This is a genomic window from Morganella sp. HSTU-ASny43 (assembly GCF_022819185.1).
Lineage (GTDB): Bacteria > Pseudomonadota > Gammaproteobacteria > Enterobacterales > Enterobacteriaceae > Morganella > Morganella morganii.
This window is the reverse complement of record NZ_WSPG01000005.1, coordinates 149681-166766: the sequence shown is the minus strand read 5'-3', so window position 1 is coordinate 166766 and position 17086 is coordinate 149681. Positions and strand designations below refer to the sequence as shown.

Sequence of the window (17086 nt, the reverse complement as noted above, 5' to 3'; positions counted from 1 at the left end):
CGAACTCAGAAGTGAAACGCCGTAGCGCCGATGGTAGTGTGGGGTCTCCCCATGTGAGAGTAGGGAACCGCCAGGTTATTATTAAGTGAAGAAGCCACCCTTTGGGTGGCTTTTTTGCGTTTGGGCGAAAAGAAAAATTATTCTGAATCCACTTCTCTCCGGATATCCTTTTATTAAAAAAGTCACCACGTGCCAGATACCAGACTCCCCGAACAATTCCCGGTAACCGGGAAATTCAGAACGCACTATCTTGTGGGCAAACTCTGCCGGGAGTCCTGGGTTCATGCAGCAGCTACAAATACCGGAAAAGCTGGCCTGATAAGCCGGATGGCTGGCGGGTTATATTACGCCGTCAGATACAGGAACTTCATAATATTAGTCATCGAAAGAAGTTTCAGTATTGGATAGCAGACTCATGAAAGCGCCCGGGCTGATGAACTGTCCGCAGCCTGCTCATCGATATGGTTTCCCGGCGAACAGGCCGGGCAGACCAGAGTGGTATTTATAAAGACATCTTTGCCATCCCTTTATCCCTCTGAATACAAAAAATCAGATAATTAATCGCCTTCCCGGAATCTGACTGTGACCAGAAAAATAATTCCGTTTGTATTTTATCTGTCATCATGATGATATTTTCATCATCATCCTGATAATCAGGTTAATAATGGTAGTCTGCAGATAATATAGATACTTATCTTAGTTGTTTCAGGAAAAGACAGAGGGTACGGCTACACAAGAGTAATAAATATTGCCGGGGATGACATCTGCAGGATAGGCTGTGTGAAATCAGTGAAAAAAAACAGCAGATAATGAATTGACCGGGATGCTCTGTGGTGGAAATGCATTGGCCGGTATTTCTGTGCCGGAATAGCGTTATCTGCTGTTTTTTCTGTGAATTAATTTTCCTGTAACTGTTTTATCCGCCAATTTGTCAGGTCAATCTGGCAGGCTTTCATGATATCGCCGGCACCACTACCACCGAGAGTTGCATCATAGCGATACCGGCACTCAGCATCGCGGAAAGTGATAAAGGCGGAATGTGACAAATTCAGTGACTGAATGGCTTTTTCACTTCCGGCTGAATGGAGTGATGCAATTTCCTGTTTTTGCTGTGCCAGAATCGTATTCAGCCGGGTATTTGCGGCATTCAGTTTTGCACCCAGGCAGCCTGCAATTTTTGTCCGTGGTGAATCCCCGACAGACTGATAGCATTGTTCCAGCGGACTTAATCCTTTCTCTTCCGCCATCGTTACAGCGGGAAAGCTGATGCTCAGACCGACGATACCCAGTATTACAGCAGTGCGGGATAAATTCATGCTTATTCCTTATTTCAATCCTGTTCGTTACTGTCCGGCTGACAGATGAAGATTCCGGCAGATGTATTTCTAATCCTGCTTATCATAGGTTTCCCCTGTGCCATAAGGGTATAAAATAATACCACTTTCCGGGTCTTTAATGTCTGCGGGTAACCGTCCGGCGGGATAATTAAGCGGGCGGGCGTTTTTACCGGAGAATAACGTCCGCAAGCCGCTCCGGATATTCGTTTCCAGTGCATTACGCTGACCATTTGTAATATCAAATCCGATAATACCATAGATAGCAATATTGGCTTTTACATTACTCAGACTCGCAATATCGTATGGATCCCGTGAAGATATCACGACTAAGGGAATGCCTGCATCATTAGCGGAGTTGATGATAAATTGTGCATTTGTATCACGTTCCCGCAGGTTGTAAGTGACCAGTAAAATAATATCCTGCCCGCTGATCATGGTGCTGATTTTCTTTTCAGAGAGCGTTTTCTTATCTGTTTTTATTTTTTGTGCAGTGACATGAATACGGGTTTCCGTTTCCCGTGCAATATCATTCAGATGCTTTTTAATTAACTGATTACGGGGATATTCATCGGAGATTACCAGAATTTTATTTTCCGGTTTCAGTTGGTAAGGCAGGATACCGTCATTTGTTATTATGGTAACGGCCTGTTCAGATACCTTATTTTCCTGATTTTTATGCTGTACTGAGGCGACAATTTGCTGTGCTTTCACCGGATCCGCAGGTGCTCCGCTGATGGCTTTATTCAGCTTCATCAGAACCACCCGTTTTGCGGATTCATCAATACGTTGCTGCAGTTCCGGGTTTTTCTGTGCCTGTTCATCCAGATAGCGATATAAATTATCAAGGCGCTTAACTGCTTCTTCATCCCACATTTTTACCGGCATCAGGATAATATCGGCGCCTGCAGACAGGGCGTGCTCAACGGCAAAATTGAGATCAAAGTTATCAGTGATGGCTTTCATATCCATGGCATCCGTAATTATCAGCCCCTGAAAATGAAGTTCTTTGCGTAATATGCCGGTCAGGATAGGTTTTGATAATGTGGCTGGTGTACCTGCTTCTGAACCGTCACGGGTTTTTATTTTTGTGTCATCCAGTGCCGGAACAATAATATGTGCAGTCATAACCGCATCTGCACCATGTTGCAGCGCATAAATAAATGGCGGTAATTCTGTTTGCCGCCAGGTTTTTTCATCTGATGTGACAACCGGAAGGGCGACATGTGAATCTGCAGAGACATTGCCGTGTCCGGGGAAATGTTTCAGAGCAGTGATAAGTCCGTATTGATGAATACCACGGATATAGGCGGCTGACAGGATTTCTGTCAGCTCTTTTCTGTCAGAATACGCCCGTACACCAATAACCGGGTTATTTTGATTATTATTGATATCCACAACCGGGCCAAAATTCATATTAAATCCCAGTGCAGATAACTCACTGCCATGAATTTCACCGGTTAGTCTTGCTGAATCCGGGTCACGTGTAGCTCCGAGAGCCATATTTCCGGGCATTTCTGTACCAACCCGCAGCCGGGTTATATAACCACCTTCCTGATCAGTGCTGATAAATAACGGAAGACGGTAACGGGAAGACTGAATATCATTGATCAGTTTTACTGTCTGGGGGGTGTTAATTAAATTTTCCCTGAATAATACAATGCCACCTAACCGGTAACGATAGATAATATCTTTGATATCGTTATTTATATTGATCACGGGAACAGGAACCGGACTCCGGAATATATCCCAATAGCGAAAATCAAGCATCATCAGCTGACCAATTTTTTCTGTCTGACTCATGGATGCAACAATGTTTTCTGCTGCCCTTTCCGGTTCTTTTTTCAGTGCATCGATATCTGAAGGAGTCAGTGGTGCTGCGATAATTTGAAAACTGAATAATATAAATAACAGCAATACCTTTTTCATAATGACATCCTTTTCATGATGTTTTCAGCTGTTTATTGTGGCCGGTTATTTTTATTTTCTGAGCTATCAGATTGCTGATAGTTCTTTTCATCCTGATAGCTCCATCCGGCGAATTTTTACTCTGATTTCTGTTTGTCAGCAGGATATAACGGTCAGATAAGGAAATCAAAAAATGATGCAAAAAACAGCACTGCAAATGTCATCTGCGGCGTACTTTTAGTGAATTCAATGACAGCGTCAGCGGCGATAACCTATTAGCATGAAAAGAATGTTACTGACCTGACTGTGACTGATAACCGGGCCGGTATTAAGCCGGGCGCAGGTGATGACGGGAAGCAAATTCCCGGTCAGGGCGGGATGTTGTTGATCCTGATGAAACTGTTGAGTGAATTGAAATTAATAAAGGTAATGCTGAATTTAAACTAACAGGAAATAGAGGTATGACTGGTTTGGGGATTAAATATTAGTTTTTAAATTTTGTTTTTATCAGGTAAAAAGCCATGCCGTTTCACCGGTATGGCTATTTTTAATATTATTATTAATGTGTGGCTGTCTCTTTCCGGGGCAATGCGGAAGCCGGAACTCCGAATAGTTTGTCAAACGCCCAGTTAAAGAAAAATGTGTAGATCGGGATAAAAATAATCAGGGCAAAATCCAGCAGGAAAGCCTGTATTAAACTGACCGATAACCACCATGCAATCAGCGGAATAAGGAAAACCACCAGTGTCAGCTGAAACAGAACGGCGTGTACGAATCTGCGGCGGAATGTCCGGATACGGGAAATCTGGCGGGATTCCCAGAATTCAAACAATGTATTAAAGATAAAATTCCAGCTGACGGCGATGGTGGTAATTGCCAGCGCAAGCGGCCCGGTTACACCGGCTGAATTACCGGAGAGTATGGCCAGCGCAACTGATGAAATGACCCAGCCGATGAGCTCGTAAGCGGTGATAAAGACCAGTTTTCGTTTTAAACCCTGCATATTGATATCCTGCTGCTGTTTACTGTGAAGAATGCAGGGAAAGTAAATCAATAGAGATGATAATAAAAGTCAGCTACTATCAGATTTTCTGACAGGCCGGAGGGTATATGCCGTTTAACAGTGATAACTTGCAGCTTTTTCTGACGGTGCTGGAGAAAGGATCATTTTCAGCCGCCGCAAGAGCGCTGTACCGCGTGCCGTCAGCGGTCAGTATGGCGGTCAGTAATCTGGAAGCTGAACTGGGTTTTGCACTGTTTGAACGTTCAGGCAGGGCACCGGTACCGACAGAAAGAGCCCTGGCGCTGGCACCGTATGCCAGAGAGATAACGGATAAAATTCATCAGCTGAATGTGTTTACCCGTGAACTGACGCAGGACGTGGAGAGCACACTGGCGGTGGGGGTTGCAACCTGTGTGAATCCGCAGGATCTGTTTTCTGCACTGCAGATACTGAATCAGCGTTATCCGCTGCTGAAAACGGAAATTTTATCCGGGTCACAGGATGACATTCTGCCATTGCTGCATCAGGGGCGGATCCAGCTGGCACTGGTTTTCGGCGGGCTGTATGTGGATCCGCGCGAGCAGTTTCACTGTATCGGTCATGAAGCCCTGGTGGCCACCATTTCAGCCACGCATCCTTCTTTATCACAACAACAATCTGTTTATATTGAGGATTTGGTACAGGCAAAACAAATCGTTATTGCCAGTCTTCACCATTCTCTCACTGATGTGCGTTCACAGATGGCGACGAAAACCTGGCAGACTGATAATTTTTCGGTGGCACTGGGACTGGTTAAAGCGGGTATCGGCTGGGGGAATCTGCCGGAATCCATGATCCGGGCGGAAGTGGCGTCCGGAACACTGAAAGTCCTGTCATTCCGCAATACCCGCAACGGTCTGGTTCTGCCGGTGCATATTGTCAGCCGGAAAGGGGATGTGCTTAAACGTGGTGCTCAGGAGTGCATCGGGCTGCTGACGGAAAGCCGTGTGTCTGCGGGAAATTAGTTGTTATGATAACGGGATAAATCAGCAGAGAGGAAAAGCGTATGTTTGAAATCCGCGATTTACAGGTTATCCAGGGCGGAAAAACATTGTGGGACGGCCTTTCTTTCCGGCTGAATGCCGGTGAGCGTCTGGGGATCTCCGCACTCAGCGGGTTCGGGAAAACAACGCTGGGGCGGGTCCTGGCACAGTGGCAGCAACCGCATGCCGGGGAACTGCTGCTCGACGGCAAACCGCTACCGAAAGCCGGCTATTGTCCGGTACAGCTGGTACCGCAGCATCCTGAGAAGTGTTTTAATCCGTACCGTACGACCGGTGTCGGGTTATATGATGCCTGGAAACCGGATGCGGAATGGCTGGAAAAGCTCAGCATTGAGCCTCACTGGCTGGAACGTCGTCCGGATGAGTTGTCCGGCGGGGAACTGGCGAGAATCGCACTGCTGCGGGCGTTAGATCCGCGTACCCGTTTCCTGATCGCCGATGAGGTGACGGCGCAGCTGGATGCACATATTCAGGCACAGATCTGGCAGGTGCTGATTGAAGAATCAGAGAAACGGCCGCTCGGGCTGGTGGTATTCAGTCACAATAAGGCGCTGCTGGAAAAGGTCTGCACATCGGTATGGATTGCCGGAGAGCCGGAAGAGAGCCTGCTGTCTGATGTGGCAGTTTGACTTTTCCGTCCGGTGGCATAAAAATACGAAGCTGATAAATAATAATGATAATTATTACTGATTTTGAAGGATCAGCGACGTGAAAAAAACTCTGCTTTGCTGCGCGGCATTTTCTGCATTTTCCGCGCAGGCCTCTTCTTCCTGTCAGTCACTTTCCGTTCCGGATGAAAAACAGACGATGACGATTACCGGCACATTTGATCACAACGGACAGGCCTGTGTGCAGTTGCCGTTGTCAGAAAAACAGGTAGTGATTGCGGAAAGTGAGAATATCCGTGATTTGTCACTCTATGACAGTCAGATGACACCCCGCCGGACGCTGCTTACCGACAATCCTGTCACAGAAATGCAATCTGTGACATTCACATTACCGTTTGATGACACCTGGACACTGACCTCACAGGGGATACCGGGCTCTGAATGGAAGTTGGCGCTTACTAACTATCCGTATCAGCCGGTAGCTGAAAACATCTCCCTGCCGGTGGACAGTGTGCGCCTGCAACAGCTGATAACGCTGGTTAACGGGGGCGATACCTCGGCTTTCTGGCAGGCGGTGACAGAAACCCCGTTGGTTGAGGAGTATGACGAGCACCACAAGCGGATCACATTTCTCTGGCGTGGTGCGAAAGTGAATGCTTACATACTTGGTGCGCCTTCCGGACAGCATGATCCGATGGCCAGACTGAATGATACCGATATCTGGTATCGCTCCTACATTGTTCCCGCAGAGACTGTCAGTCAGTATAAAATTGCCCCGGATATTCCGCAGCTTGACAGTTCCGTTGAAGGTGCCCGCCGTAAAGCGCTGCTGAGCACGGCACAGGCGGATCCGCGTAACCCGCTGAGTGCGGGTGCCGACGGGGCAGATGAATTTAATCGCCATGCCATTATTGCGTTAGATAACAACAGAGTGTGTGATTTCCGGGCGCCCGGACAACAACCGGTTTTTGGTACGGTGACGCTGCATCAGCTGCACAGCGATATCCTGAATAATCAGCGGGAAATTGCGGTGTATACCCCGCCGGAGCCGGGTGCGGAGCCCTGGTTGCTGGTGCTGTTTGACGGGCAGATATACCGCAAAAACTATCATATCGTCACATTTATTGATCAGTGGGTGAAGCGCGGGGAAATTCCGCCGCTGTATGTGGTGATGGTGGACAGTATCAGCAGTGAGCAGCGCGGCAAAGAGTTGCCGCCGAATGAGCAATTCCCGCAGTTTCTGGACAAAGAGTTGATGCCGTGGCTGGCACAGCAGGGTATTAATATCCCGGCGGGGCGGACCATTGTTTCCGGCAGCAGTTACGGTGGCCTTGCGTCTTCCTGGAATGCGATGAAATTACCTCACCGTTTCGGCAATGTGCTGAGTATGTCCGGTTCTTACTGGTGGTCACCGGAGGGAGAGCCGCCGGAATGGCTGATTCGCGAGTTTGCAGGTACTCACAAACTTCCGCTGCGGTTTTTTCTTGAGGCCGGTGTGTTTGAAACCCGTGCCGGTGCCGGCGGGATTTTGCATAACAACCGGGCGCTGTATCAGGTTTTACAGGAAAAAGGTTACGAGGTTACCCGTGAGGAGCGCCCGGGTGGGCATGACTATGTCTCATGGTGCGAAACCCTGCATTCCGGGCTGATGCATCTGACTGACACAAAGAGGTCACAATAGTGTCACGCTGATGTCATAAGAGCGGATTAGGCTGTCCTGCGTTGATAACTGACTATTTTATTAATGACAAGGATTCTGCTCATGCTTCATGCGACGATGAAAACACGGGTTGCAGCTGCCGTTCTGGCACTGCTGACAGGCTCTGCATTACCGGCAGTTGCAGCGGGGAATGCAGATGCCATTCTGGCACAGGATCGCGCCGCCAAAGGCAATATCACGGAGTTCGGCGGTGCGCGACGTCTGTCATCCGATCAGACTGAGGCGCTGAAAGCGGCTATCGGTCAGACCAAAGCAAAAAATGTGATTCTGTTTATCGGCGACGGTATGGGGGATTCCGAAATTACCGTGGCGCGTAACTATGCAGAAGGCGCGGGTGGCGTGTTTAAAGGAATTGATTCCCTGCCGCTGACCGGCCAGTACACCACGTATGCGCTCGATAAGAAAACACAGAAACCGAATTATGTTACTGATTCTGCTGCCTCTGCGACTGCCTGGGCTTCCGGGGTGAAAACCTATAACGGTGCGCTGGGCATCGATGTTACCGGCAAACCGCACACCACCATTCTCGAGCTGGCAAAGAAAAACGGCAAAGCGACCGGGAATGTCACCACATCTGAAATTCAGGATGCCACACCCGCTGCACTGATCTCACATATCAGCCAGCGTAAATGCTACGGCCCGGAAGAAACCGCAGAGCGCTGCAGTGCAGATGCGCTGGAAAACGGCGGATTGGGCTCCATCAGTGAACAACTGCTGAATGCCCGTGCGGATGTCACGCTCGGCGGCGGTGCGAAGAGTTTCCGCCAGACAGCCAAAGCCGGGGACTATGCAGGTAAAACCCTGGAAGAGCAGGCAGCGGCACGCGGTTATCTGGTTGTGAAAGATGCCAAATCGCTGGCGGATGTGAAAGCGGCAAATCAGGATAAACCGGTGCTCGGATTATTCAGTGACGGCAATATGGAAGTGGCGTGGGAAGGTCCGAAAGCCTCCTACCGCGGCAACCTCGACAAACCTGTCGTGGAGTGTAAGCCAAGTTCAAAACTGGATCCGAATGCTCCGACACTGGCTCAGATGACTGAAAAAGCCATTGATCTGCTTAAAGATCATGAAAACGGCTTCTTCTTACAGGTGGAAAGCGCCTCTATCGATAAACAGGATCACGCGGCAAACGCCTGCGGCCAGATCGGCGAAACCGTTGCACTGGATGAAGCGGTACAAATCGGTATGGAATACGCGAAAAAACATGGTGATACGCTGGTGATTGTGACCGCTGATCATGCTCATTCCAGCCAGATTATTGAAGCGGATGTAGTCTCACCGGGTCTGACTCAGGCACTGCTGACCAAAGACGGCAGCGTGATGGCAGTTAACTACGGTAACTCGGAATCAGATTCGCAGGAGCATACCGGTGCCCAGCTGCGTGTGGCGGCATACGGTCCGGGGGCGGCGAATGTGGTGGGTCTGACGGATCAGACAGATTTGTTCTTCACCATGCGGGACGCGATGGAGCTGAAGTAATCTGCGGTACCTGATATTCACACTGTTCTGAAGTGCTTTTCTTCATGTTGATTGCATCATTTTGCTGATTTCAGCAGTGGCTGCCGCCGGTACTCTGTGCCGGCGGTTTTTTATTATTTTTTGTAACATGATGATTTTTGAAATATATTTACCATAAGGTATACTTATCCGATGTCCCGGCTCCGGGGCAGACATCCTGTATTCCGTAAGACTGTGTGTTTTATGCGATTTTTTATTCTGATGGCGGCGGTGTTTATTACCATTATCACATTGTGACACAGTGCCTGTGTGATATACCGTTGATCTGATCGTTTTAACGGGACCTTATGCTGACGAAAACACTATGCTGACATTACTCCATCTTCTTTCATCGGTTGCGCTGCTGGTCTGGGGGACACACATTGTCCGGACAGGAATTATGCGTGTTTTCGGTGCGGATCTGCGGCGACTGCTCGGAAAGAGCATCCGGAAAACATCACGGGCGTTTCTCGCCGGTCTGGGGGTGACTGCGCTGGTGCAGAGCAGTAATGCCACCGCATTGCTGGTGATTTCGTTTGTGGCACAGGGCATGATAGCGCTGCCGCCCGCCCTGGTGATTATGCTGGGGGCGGATGTCGGGACGGCGCTGATGGCACGGGTGCTGACGTTTGATCTCTCCTGGCTCTCACCTCTGCTGATCCTGGCGGGGGTTACTACGTTTCTCAGTCAGAAAAAGAGCCGGACCGGGCAACTGGGGAGGGTCGGTATCGGGCTGGGTCTGATTATCCTGGCGCTTCAGCTGATTGTGGCTTCCGCAGAACCGATCACACAGGCGTCCGCTGTTCAGGCTATTTTCACCTCACTGAGCGGGGATGCGGTGCTGGCGCTACTGGTGGGCGCACTGTTCGCCATGGTCAGCTACTCCAGCCTGGCGGCGGTGCTGCTGACGGCCACACTGAGTGCCACCGGCCTGGTGCCGCTGCATATCAGTCTGGCGATCGTCATCGGCTCTAACCTCGGCAGCGGCTTCCTGGCCATGCTGAGCAGCCGCGGTCAGAATGCGGTTGCGCGTCAGGTGGTGCTCGGCAGTATGCTGTTCAAACTGATTGGCTGTGTGCTGGTGCTGCCGTGGGTGAAACCGCTGGCGCTCTGGGTCGGCCAGTACAATCTGCCGGCGGCGGAAGTCGTTATTTATTTCCATGTGGTCTATAACCTGGTCCGCTGTGTGCTGATGCTGGCACTGGTGAAGCCGATGGCACGGCTGTGTCAGCGTCTTATCGCCGAACCGGAGGCGGAAGAGGACAGCGCAGCGCCCCGTTATCTGGATCAGAGCGCGCTGGATACTCCTTCTCTTGCGCTGGCTAATGCGGTACGGGAAACCCTGCGGCTGGGGGATGTGATTGAGCAGATGCTTCAGCGTTTTGACAGTCAGCTGGCGGGTAAAGGTGAGCAGAAACGGCTGATCAGCCACCTGGAAGAAGAAGCAGAGATGCTGCACAGCAGTATCAAACTCTATCTGGCGCAGTTACAGCAAACCGAACTGGGGGAAAGTGATTCCCGGCGCTGGGCGGAGGTGATTGATACCGCGATGTCACTTCAGCAGTCCTCCCTGATTATCGGGCGGATGTCCCACGATGTGGCGAATCAGACGGCGGATCCGCAGCGTGTTTTCTCGAAAGACGGCTACAGTGAACTGACCACCATGATGTCACGGCTGCAGAATAACCTGAATCTGGCGATGTCGGTATTTGTTTCCGGGGATGTGGATAATGCACGGCGGCTGCGCCGGGCAAAACACCGGTTCCGTCTGCTGAATCAGCGTTACTCTTTTGCTCATGTGGAGCGGCTGCATGTCAATAATCTGCAGAGCATCGGCAGCAGCCGGTTACATATCGGGCTGCTGGGGGATATGAAGCGTCTGAACTCGCTGTTTTGCTCTGTGGCCTATCATGTGTTAGAAGGTGTCGCAGATATAAAAACAGAGACAACAAATGATGACACTTCTCACGAGACAGCTTGAACGGCAGGAAATACCGTGCATTTTTATCAGCATCTGGGATGTGAACTGATCGCAAAGCCGGATCCGGCGCTGTTTGCCCTGGAACCGGAAGACATTCATTTTGTGTCTCTTTTCCGGAACTGATCATTTAACACATTAATATCTGTTCAATTTATAGACGCATTAATTATAGGTGTATGATTTTCAGGTATATAATCATGCGCCTTTTTTGCATTTTATGCGAAAAAGCGGTTGCAACAGGCGGCAGATTATTTATGATAACAGTAATGATTCTCATTTCGTTATTGTAAGGAGTGGCTGTGATGCAAATCAAACACCCGCTTTCATCGTTTTTCTGGCAGCAGTTAACCGGGGTCGGTGGCATGATGCTGGCGCTGATACCGGTCGTGTTGTTTTTATCACAGGGGCATGAACAGGATGCTGCCCGTATTGCATTAGCAGTGGTGATTCTGCTGACAATGCCGATGCTGTATAACCGCGTATTGCGTCATTTCCTGCTGATTCCGGCAGGGATTGCATTCGTTTTGGGAAGTCTGCTCTGGTTCGAGCATCTGAGGATGTGATATCCGGGAAGTGATGTCAGAAGATTGTCATAACAGTGGTGCGAAGGGGGGGACTTGAACCCCCACGTCCGTAAGAACACTAACACCTGAAGCTAGCGCGTCTACCAATTCCGCCACCCTCGCAGGTACTGTCATTCAATCTGCTGTCAGTTGTGTGTGATAAGATCTGATTGGTGCGAAGGGGGGGACTTGAACCCCCACGTCCGTAAGGACACTAACACCTGAAGCTAGCGCGTCTACCAATTCCGCCACCCTCGCAATTCAGAACTATCTTGTAACTGATAGCATGGAGGCGGATTTTAGCGGTTTTATCCGCGCCGTCAATATTTTTTTATCAAAATTGGTGACTTCGCTTACTTATTAGGCATTTGTAGCCAGGTAGACCTTAAATTTACCGGTTTGCGCCAGAACCTTATGCTGACCAAATGTGCTGTCCAGCAGATCGGGATACGGTAAAAAGGCGTTGGCCACGATGCACAGTTTTCCGCCGCGGTTCAGACGGGCTTTGGCACCGGAAATAAGGCGCTGTGCGGCACTGTAGCTGGTGTTCAGACCGTCATGGAACGGCGGGTTGGCAACAATCCAGTCATAGCGGTCACTGATATCCGAATACACATCACTGGCGATTACACGGCCTTCCAGCTGGTTGCGTGCCAGAGTTTCTCGTCCGGCTTCAAGGGCGGCCGCTGAGACATCACTGAGCGTCAGGGTCAGCCCCGGGTTACGTTTTGCCAGTACGGTCGCGATAACACCACTGCCGCAGGCAATATCCAGCAGAGAGCCGGTCACCGCCTGGTTCAGTGATTCCAGCAGCAGTGCGCTGCCGACATCAATATTGTCCTGGCTGAATACACCCGGCAGCGTCACGATTTGCGTCCCTTCAGCGGTATAACTGCCGATCCACTCTTTCAGGGCAAAGTGTGCCGGCGTGGTCAGTTCGCCGTAATAAAGGCCGCAGCGGCGTGCGCTGTCAATTTTACGGAGTGCTGTGAATGGCTCTGTCATTTTTTCCGCGCTGCGGACACCACTGCGGTTTTCACCGACAATAAAAATATTACTGCCGACCGGCAGGCAGGAAAAAATCTGTGTCAGCTGGAACAGCGCTTCCTGTTTACTCTTCGGCCAGAAATAGATCAGTGTGTCGCATTGTGCGGCGGCTTCCGGGCTGACGGTCAGCGCAAATGCGGCGCGATCACCCAGCGGGACACGCAGGGCCTGCCACTGATGATACTGGCTGGTGCTGACATACACTGACTGCGCGGAAAGCTGTGCAGCGAGGGGATCCTGAATGTCCCCGGCAAGCAGGACACGGCTCCCGGTAAATTCGTCTGCATGACGTAAAATCACTTCACTGGCCGGGGTAAGCATGGACATCCGTTAACTCCTGTAAATCATAATTCGGCAGCATTGGCGCGGGCAGCGCGCTTTGCTAAGATAGTGTCGTTTGTTATTTCAGGGATACATTATGACGCGACGAGACAGAATGCTGGCTCAGATGGGGATCACCCAATGGACGCTGCGTCAGCCGCAGCGCCTGAAAGGGGAACTGTCTGTACAGATCCCGGCTTCGGCACGTCTGCTGATCATAACCGATGAGCAGGCAGATCTCACCTGCGATTTACTCAGCGATATATTCCGCAGCCTGAATATCACGGCGGATGATGTTTACTGCATCACACCGGATAATGTACAGAGTATCCCGGCGCAGACAAACTGCCTGTGCTGGCTGCCGGGAACGGAAGCTGAACTGCCGGATTCACTGCCTTCATTACGCTCTCCCCGTCTTGCCGACCTGTATCAGGACGCGCAGGCAAAACGCGGATTATGGACACAAATTTATCATTATGATCAGACTGTCACCGCTGCTTCCCGCTGATTTTTCCGCCGCATTCCGTATTGAACAGGCCGCTCACGCTTATCCCTGGAGTGAAGCCACATTCCGCAGCAATCACGGCGAACGTTACCATAACCTGAAACTGGAAGCAGACGGGGAACTGGCCGGATTCGCCATCAACCAGACGGTACTGGATGAAGCGACCCTGTTTAATATTGCGGTTTCACCTGAGCATCAGGGAAAAGGTTATGGCCGTCAGTTACTGGAAAAAGTGATTGAAGACCTGACAGCAAAAGGGATTGCGACACTCTGGCTGGAAGTCCGGGCATCAAACAGCCCGGCGATTGCGCTGTATGAATCGCTTGGTTTTAATGAGGTCACTGTGCGGAAGAACTATTATCCGGCGGCACAGGGTAAAGAGGATGCAGTGATTATGGCGCTTTACCTGAGTTTCGGAATGTCATAGCGCGAAATGTAATAGAGCGATAAGTCAGATAAAACGGCGGTTTTTTATCCCTTTCGGCAATTTTCTGCGTGTTACTGTGATGGTATACATTTATCACAGGCGCGCCTTGTCATGTTTATCCATAAAATTATCACACCGATGTTTATCCGGCGCTTTGAATGCGTCGGTTCTGAATGCCTGTCGCACTGCTGCCAGGACTGGTTTATCAGTATTGATAAGAAAACCTATAAAAAATATCACAGTGCGGACAGTATTGAAATTAAACAGATTTCTCAGGAACATGTTCTTAAATCGGAGCGTGCCGGTACATATGCGTATATCCGGCTGACAGAAGAAAAACAGTGTCCGTTTCTGACAGAAAAGCGGCTGTGTGGTGTTTACAGCAAGCTCGGGCCTTCGGCAATGAGTGATACCTGCCGTGAATATCCGCGCAGTGAAATAAAATATCAGAATGCGACGTTCAAACGTTTGTCACTTTCCTGCCCGGAGGTTGTTCGTCAGTTGCTGTTTTCCGCCGATGCCATGCAGTTAACGGAAGAAGAGCAGTATCTGAAAAAAGTACCGCAGGATGCGGCGCTGACTGATCCGCAATACCTGATGTACCTCTGGTGTCTGAATCTGGTGCAGGTACCGTCACCGGAGTTTGAGGATAACCTCTATGCCGTTATGCAGCTGCTGACGTTTATCAGTAAGCTCAATTATGACATTGAAGCGAATTTTGATCGTATTCAGGGCGTGTATGAATTTCTGCTCAATGCAACAGAAAACGGAGAACTGACGGCAGAGCGCAGAGCACTGCCGCACCCGGTCAGTTTTCAGACCGCAGTATTAAGTGTTTACGGTAAATTTATTCCCAGGTTATCCCGCAGTGGTACTTTTTTATTCTCCACTTATATCAATACGCTGAAGCAACTCGGAATGGATGAGCAACAGACCGCAGTACGCACGGAAGAAAACATGGCGCGTCTGCGGTCAGAATGGAAAGTACAGCAGCAGAACAGTTGTCTGAATCAACCATACACACTGCGTAATCTGTTTTCCTATCTGCTGTATCACAGCCAGTTTCCGCATGCGGCTAATTTCGCCGGTGGTGTTACCGGTTCCCGCAATGCCTTGTCTCACTTCAGTCTGCTGGTCATGGATTATTTCTATTTGCGGACCAATCTGACGGCGCTGGCGGTAACGGAAGAACGGGTACTGAAAGAGAGTGATGTTCAGCTTTTGCTGGGCGCCTATTTCTCACTGAAAATGCATGTGGGTGATATTAATGCAGATTTACTGGCACTGATAGAACGTTGTCAGATGAGCGATGCAATCGCCTGTATCTGCCTGCTGGATAACTGACGGAGCCGGATTTTCAAGCTTTTGTTGTTTCACGGGGCAAACCGGGCGAAAATAAGCACCATTAATGAGAAATCAGAGGCGGAAACCGTGTGTTTCTGCCTCGCAGCCCCAGAAGAACGCCCAGATGTCAAATAATGCATTTTTACAGGAAGTGGCCAAACGCCGCACCTTTGCGATCATTTCCCACCCCGATGCCGGTAAAACCACCATTACCGAAAAAGTCCTGCTGTTCGGACAGGCTATCCAGAAAGCCGGTACCGTCAAAGGCCGCGGCTCTAATCAGCACGCCAAATCTGACTGGATGGAGATGGAAAAACAGCGCGGGATCTCAATCACCACATCCGTGATGCAATTCCCGTATCACGATGCCCTGGTGAACCTGCTGGACACCCCGGGACACGAAGACTTCTCCGAAGATACCTACCGCACCCTGACGGCGGTGGACTGCTGCCTGATGGTGATCGATGCGGCAAAAGGGGTTGAGGATCGTACCCGTAAGCTGATGGAAGTTACCCGTCTGCGTGACACGCCGATCCTGACCTTTATGAACAAACTTGACCGCGATATCCGTGACCCGATGGAGTTACTGGATGAAGTAGAAAACGAGCTGAAGATTGCCTGTTCGCCAATCACCTGGCCTATCGGCTGCGGTAAGCTGTTCAAAGGGGTTTATCACCTGTACCGCGATGAAACTTATCTGTATCAGACCGGCCAGGGGCATACCATTCAGGAAGTCCGTACCGTAAAAGGGCTGAATAACCCGGATCTGGATGCAGCTGTCGGCGAAGAGCTGGCAAAACAGCTGCGTGATGAGCTGGAACTGGTGCAGGGCGCATCCCATGAGTTTGATGAGGAACTGTTCCTCGCTGGTGAACTGACACCGGTCTTCTTCGGTACCGCGCTGGGGAACTTCGGGGTGGATCATATGCTGGACGGCCTGGTTTCCTGGGCACCGGCACCGATGCCGCGTCAGACGGATGTCCGTGAAGTGACTGCAAAAGAAGATAAATTCACCGGGTTTGTCTTTAAAATTCAGGCGAATATGGATCCTAAACATCGTGACCGCGTGGCGTTCCTGCGCATTGTCTCCGGTGTGTATGAAAAAGGCATGAAACTGCATCAGGTGCGTCTCAAAAAAGACGTGGTGATTTCTGATGCGCTGACCTTTATGGCCGGCGACCGTGCGCATGTGGATTGCGCCTATCCCGGTGATATTATCGGTCTGCATAACCACGGCACCATTCAGATTGGTGATACCTTCACTCAGGGTGAGATTCTGAAATTCACCGGTATCCCGAACTTTGCACCGGAACTGTTCCGCCGTATCCGTCTGCGTGATCCGCTGAAACAGAAACAATTGCTGAAAGGACTGGTTCAGCTGTCCGAAGAGGGCGCGGTGCAGGTCTTCCGTCCGCTGGCCAACAACGACCTGATTGTCGGGGCGGTGGGTGTGCTTCAGTTTGATGTGGTGGTTGCCCGTCTGAAAAGCGAGTACAACGTCGAAGCTATTTATGAGGCGGTTAACGTCTCCACCGCCCGCTGGGTGGAGTGTGACGATGTGAAGAAACTGGAAGAGTTCAAACGTAAAAACGAACTGCATCTGGCACTTGACGGCGGCGATAACCTCTCTTATATCGCACCGACTATGGTGAACCTGAACCTCACCGCAGAACGTTATCCGGATGTGAGTTTCCACAAAACCCGCGAACACTGACAGAATGAGAACGCGCCTCCGGCGCGTTTTTTTTATGGCGGAGTTAAGATACACTGACAGACAGATGATGT

At 50.2% G+C, this 17086-nt stretch carries 14 protein-coding genes, 2 tRNA genes and 1 pseudogene; 11 read left to right on the top strand and 6 right to left on the bottom strand.

Features of this window, described 5'->3' with window-relative positions:
* Window positions 1-896 precede the first annotated feature (896 nt).
* The 3 genes from GN208_RS04485 to GN208_RS04475 all read right to left on the bottom strand — a co-directional run bounded on the left by GN208_RS04485 (window position 897) and on the right by GN208_RS04475 (window position 4245).
* On the bottom strand, window positions 897-1316 hold the full coding sequence (locus GN208_RS04485; protein ID WP_004237036.1) for a lysozyme inhibitor LprI family protein: 420 nt from the start codon (window positions 1314-1316) through the stop codon (window positions 897-899).
* A 69-nt stretch (window positions 1317-1385) separates the two neighbouring features.
* Window positions 1386-3263, bottom strand: a complete 1878-nt coding sequence (locus GN208_RS04480) for a glycoside hydrolase family 3 protein (protein WP_004237037.1) — start codon at window positions 3261-3263, stop codon at window positions 1386-1388.
* A 538-nt stretch (window positions 3264-3801) separates the two neighbouring features.
* Window positions 3802-4245 (bottom strand): PACE efflux transporter, encoded by a 444-nt coding sequence (locus GN208_RS04475; protein WP_004242064.1) that lies wholly within the window; start codon window positions 4243-4245, stop codon window positions 3802-3804.
* Between the two features lie 107 nt (window positions 4246-4352).
* On the opposite strand from GN208_RS04475, the gene GN208_RS04470 reads away from it, so the two are divergent.
* The 7 genes and pseudogenes from GN208_RS04470 to GN208_RS04440 all read left to right on the top strand — a co-directional run bounded on the left by GN208_RS04470 (window position 4353) and on the right by GN208_RS04440 (window position 11657).
* Window positions 4353-5249 carry a LysR family transcriptional regulator gene (locus tag GN208_RS04470; RefSeq protein ID WP_004237043.1) on the top strand — a complete coding sequence of 299 codons (897 nt, stop codon included), beginning with the start codon at window positions 4353-4355 and terminating at the stop codon, window positions 5247-5249.
* Window positions 5250-5290: 41 nt separating this feature from the next.
* Window positions 5291-5917 (top strand): ATP-binding cassette domain-containing protein, encoded by a 627-nt coding sequence (locus GN208_RS04465; protein ID WP_243828300.1) that lies wholly within the window; start codon window positions 5291-5293, stop codon window positions 5915-5917.
* Between the two features lie 79 nt (window positions 5918-5996).
* Window positions 5997-7577 carry an alpha/beta hydrolase-fold protein gene (locus tag GN208_RS04460; RefSeq protein ID WP_061057624.1) on the top strand — a complete coding sequence of 527 codons (1581 nt, stop codon included), beginning with the start codon at window positions 5997-5999 and terminating at the stop codon, window positions 7575-7577.
* Window positions 7578-7658: 81 nt separating this feature from the next.
* Window positions 7659-9095, top strand: coding sequence for an alkaline phosphatase (gene phoA / locus GN208_RS04455; RefSeq protein WP_015422431.1), 1437 nt, complete (start codon window positions 7659-7661; stop codon window positions 9093-9095).
* Between the two features lie 343 nt (window positions 9096-9438).
* Complete coding sequence (locus GN208_RS04450; RefSeq protein ID WP_004237049.1) at window positions 9439-11094, top strand: Na/Pi cotransporter family protein; 1656 nt, start codon at window positions 9439-9441, stop codon at window positions 11092-11094.
* 9 nt (window positions 11095-11103) lie between these two features.
* Window positions 11104-11217, top strand: a pseudogene (locus tag GN208_RS04445) (GNAT family N-acetyltransferase); the annotation flags it as partial.
* Between the two features lie 179 nt (window positions 11218-11396).
* Complete coding sequence (locus tag GN208_RS04440) at window positions 11397-11657, top strand: DUF1435 family protein (protein ID WP_004237051.1); 261 nt, start codon at window positions 11397-11399, stop codon at window positions 11655-11657.
* Between the two features lie 36 nt (window positions 11658-11693).
* On the opposite strand, the gene GN208_RS04435 is transcribed toward GN208_RS04440, so the two are convergent.
* From GN208_RS04435 to rsmC, 3 genes are all read right to left on the bottom strand, one after another.
* A tRNA-Leu gene (locus tag GN208_RS04435) sits at window positions 11694-11780 on the bottom strand.
* Window positions 11781-11828: 48 nt separating this feature from the next.
* Window positions 11829-11915: transfer RNA gene (locus GN208_RS04430), tRNA-Leu, on the bottom strand.
* A 102-nt stretch (window positions 11916-12017) separates the two neighbouring features.
* Window positions 12018-13031: a 16S rRNA (guanine(1207)-N(2))-methyltransferase RsmC gene (rsmC, locus tag GN208_RS04425; protein WP_004237052.1), complete on the bottom strand. Its 1014-nt coding sequence runs from the start codon at window positions 13029-13031 to the stop codon at window positions 12018-12020.
* Window positions 13032-13122: 91 nt separating this feature from the next.
* Here rsmC and GN208_RS04420 point away from each other — a divergent pair, with 91 nt between their 5' ends.
* From GN208_RS04420 to prfC, 4 genes are all read left to right on the top strand, one after another.
* Complete coding sequence (locus tag GN208_RS04420) at window positions 13123-13533, top strand: DNA polymerase III subunit psi (protein WP_046024722.1); 411 nt, start codon at window positions 13123-13125, stop codon at window positions 13531-13533.
* Window positions 13502-13957 (top strand): ribosomal protein S18-alanine N-acetyltransferase, encoded by a 456-nt coding sequence (rimI, locus tag GN208_RS04415; RefSeq protein WP_004237054.1) that lies wholly within the window; start codon window positions 13502-13504, stop codon window positions 13955-13957. Before GN208_RS04420 ends, rimI begins: the two co-directional genes overlap by 32 nt.
* 111 nt (window positions 13958-14068) lie before the next feature.
* Complete coding sequence (gene fliB / locus GN208_RS04410) at window positions 14069-15301, top strand: flagellin lysine-N-methylase (RefSeq protein WP_243828299.1); 1233 nt, start codon at window positions 14069-14071, stop codon at window positions 15299-15301.
* A 124-nt stretch (window positions 15302-15425) separates the two neighbouring features.
* Window positions 15426-17015 carry a peptide chain release factor 3 gene (gene prfC, locus GN208_RS04405; protein ID WP_004237057.1) on the top strand — a complete coding sequence of 530 codons (1590 nt, stop codon included), beginning with the start codon at window positions 15426-15428 and terminating at the stop codon, window positions 17013-17015.
* Window positions 17016-17086: the final 71 nt, after the last annotated feature.